Below are 3,295 nucleotides of genomic sequence, written 5' to 3'. Positions count from 1 at the left end.
ATCGTTCTTTAAAAATTTGGGTATGTGATAGAAAGATAGACTGAACGTTACTTTCACTGGTAACGGATCAGGCTAAGGTAAAATTTGTGAGTTCTCTTAATTGAGAAGTTCGAATTTTCGGCGAATGTCGTCTTCACAGTATAACCAGATTGCTTGGGGTTATATGGTCAAGTGAAGAAGCGCATACGGTGGATGCCTTGGCAGTCAGAGGCGATGAAAGACGTGGTAGCCTGCGAAAAGCTTCGGGGAGTCGGCAAACAGACTTTGATCCGGAGATCTCTGAATGGGGGAACCCAGCCAGCATAAGCTGGTTATCTTGCACTGAATACATAGGTGCAAGAGGCGAACCAGGGGAACTGAAACATCTAAGTACCCTGAGGAAAAGAAATCAACCGAGATTCCCTTAGTAGTGGCGAGCGAACGGGGACTAGCCCTTAAGTTGATTTGAGATTAGCGGAACGCTCTGGAAAGTGCGGCCATAGTGGGTGATAGCCCTGTACGCGAAAATCTCTTGTCAATGAAATCGAGTAGGACGGAGCACGAGAAACTTTGTCTGAATATGGGGGGACCATCCTCCAAGGCTAAATACTACTGACTGACCGATAGTGAACCAGTACCGTGAGGGAAAGGCGAAAAGAACCCCGGAGAGGGGAGTGAAATAGATCCTGAAACCGTATGCGTACAAGCAGTGGGAGCAGACTTTGTTCTGTGACTGCGTACCTTTTGTATAATGGGTCAGCGACTTATATTCAGTGGCGAGCTTAACCGAATAGGGGAGGCGTAGCGAAAGCGAGTCTTAATAGGGCGTTTAGTCGCTGGGTATAGACCCGAAACCGGGCGATCTATCCATGGGCAGGTTGAAGGTTAGGTAACACTGACTGGAGGACCGAACCGACTACCGTTGAAAAGTTAGCGGATGACCTGTGGATCGGAGTGAAAGGCTAATCAAGCTCGGAGATAGCTGGTTCTCCTCGAAAGCTATTTAGGTAGCGCCTCATGTATCACTCCAGGGGGTAGAGCACTGTTTCGGCTAGGGGGTCATCCCGACTTACCAAACCGATGCAAACTCCGAATACCTGGAAGTGCCGAGCATGGGAGACACACGGCGGGTGCTAACGTCCGTCGTGAAAAGGGAAACAACCCAGACCGTCAGCTAAGGTCCCAAAGTTATGGTTAAGTGGGAAACGATGTGGGAAGGCTTAGACAGCTAGGAGGTTGGCTTAGAAGCAGCCACCCTTTAAAGAAAGCGTAATAGCTCACTAGTCGAGTCGGCCTGCGCGGAAGATGTAACGGGGCTCAAACCATACACCGAAGCTACGGGTATCACTTAGGTGATGCGGTAGAGGAGCGTTCTGTAAGCCTGTGAAGGTGAGTTGAGAAGCTTGCTGGAGGTATCAGAAGTGCGAATGCTGACATGAGTAACGACAATGGGTGTGAAAAACACCCACGCCGAAAGACCAAGGTTTCCTGCGCAACGTTAATCGACGCAGGGTTAGTCGGTCCCTAAGGCGAGGCTGAAAAGCGTAGTCGATGGAAAACAGGTTAATATTCCTGTACTTCTGGTTATTGCGATGGAGGGACGGAGAAGGCTAGGCCAGCTTGGCGTTGGTTGTCCAAGTTTAAGGTGGTAGGCTGAGATCTTAGGTAAATCCGGGATCTTAAGGCCGAGAGCTGATGACGAGTTACCCTTTGGGTGACGAAGTGGTTGATGCCATGCTTCCAAGAAAAGCTTCTAAGCTTCAGATAACCAGGAACCGTACCCCAAACCGACACAGGTGGTTGGGTAGAGAATACCAAGGCGCTTGAGAGAACTCGGGTGAAGGAACTAGGCAAAATGGCACCGTAACTTCGGGAGAAGGTGCGCCGGTGAGGGTGAAGCACTTGCTGCGTAAGCCCACGCCGGTCGAAGATACCAGGCCGCTGCGACTGTTTATTAAAAACACAGCACTCTGCAAACACGAAAGTGGACGTATAGGGTGTGACGCCTGCCCGGTGCCGGAAGGTTAATTGATGGGGTTAGCTAACGCGAAGCTCTTGATCGAAGCCCCGGTAAACGGCGGCCGTAACTATAACGGTCCTAAGGTAGCGAAATTCCTTGTCGGGTAAGTTCCGACCTGCACGAATGGCGTAACGATGGCGGCGCTGTCTCCACCCGAGACTCAGTGAAATTGAAATCGCTGTGAAGATGCAGTGTATCCGCGGCTAGACGGAAAGACCCCGTGAACCTTTACTATAGCTTTGCACTGGACTTTGAATTTGCTTGTGTAGGATAGGTGGGAGGCTTTGAAGCGTGGACGCCAGTTCGCGTGGAGCCATCCTTGAAATACCACCCTGGCAACTTTGAGGTTCTAACTCAGGTCCGTTATCCGGATCGAGGACAGTGTATGGTGGGTAGTTTGACTGGGGCGGTCTCCTCCTAAAGAGTAACGGAGGAGTACGAAGGTGCGCTCAGACCGGTCGGAAATCGGTCGTAGAGTATAAAGGCAAAAGCGCGCTTGACTGCGAGACAGACACGTCGAGCAGGTACGAAAGTAGGTCTTAGTGATCCGGTGGTTCTGTATGGAAGGGCCATCGCTCAACGGATAAAAGGTACTCCGGGGATAACAGGCTGATACCGCCCAAGAGTTCATATCGACGGCGGTGTTTGGCACCTCGATGTCGGCTCATCACATCCTGGGGCTGAAGCCGGTCCCAAGGGTATGGCTGTTCGCCATTTAAAGTGGTACGCGAGCTGGGTTTAGAACGTCGTGAGACAGTTCGGTCCCTATCTGCCGTGGACGTTTGAGATTTGAGAGGGGCTGCTCCTAGTACGAGAGGACCGGAGTGGACGAACCTCTGGTGTTCCGGTTGTCACGCCAGTGGCATTGCCGGGTAGCTATGTTCGGAAAAGATAACCGCTGAAAGCATCTAAGCGGGAAACTTGCCTCAAGATGAGATCTCACTGGAACCTTGAGTTCCCTGAAGGGCCGTCGAAGACTACGACGTTGATAGGTTGGGTGTGTAAGCGCTGTGAGGCGTTGAGCTAACCAATACTAATTGCCCGTGAGGCTTGACCATATAACACCCAAGCAATTTGCGAACTCGAAAGAGGCCAGATTGCGGTGTGTGAAGACGCAATGAACCGAAAGTTCGAATCTCACAAAACACCGAAAGCTGTCACATACCCAATTTGCTGAAGCGAGACCACTTGGTCACGACTCAGTACCCGAATTTCTTGACGACCATAGAGCGTTGGAACCACCTGATCCCATCCCGAACTCAGAAGTGAAACGATGCATCGCCGATGGTAGTGTGG

Annotated in this window: 2 rRNA genes; both read left to right on the top strand. The window is 51.1% G+C overall.

Annotated features, from left to right (window positions below):
• Window positions 1-165 precede the first annotated feature (165 nt).
• Window positions 166-3,057 (top strand): 23S ribosomal RNA (locus CAG47_RS27530).
• 156 nt (window positions 3,058-3,213) lie between these two features.
• A 5S ribosomal RNA gene (gene rrf / locus CAG47_RS27525) occupies window positions 3,214-3,295 on the top strand; the annotation flags it as partial.

The organism is Pseudomonas sp. R37(2017) (assembly GCF_002113375.1).
Lineage (GTDB): Bacteria > Pseudomonadota > Gammaproteobacteria > Pseudomonadales > Pseudomonadaceae > Aquipseudomonas.
This window is presented reverse-complemented; position numbering and strand designations above follow the sequence as displayed.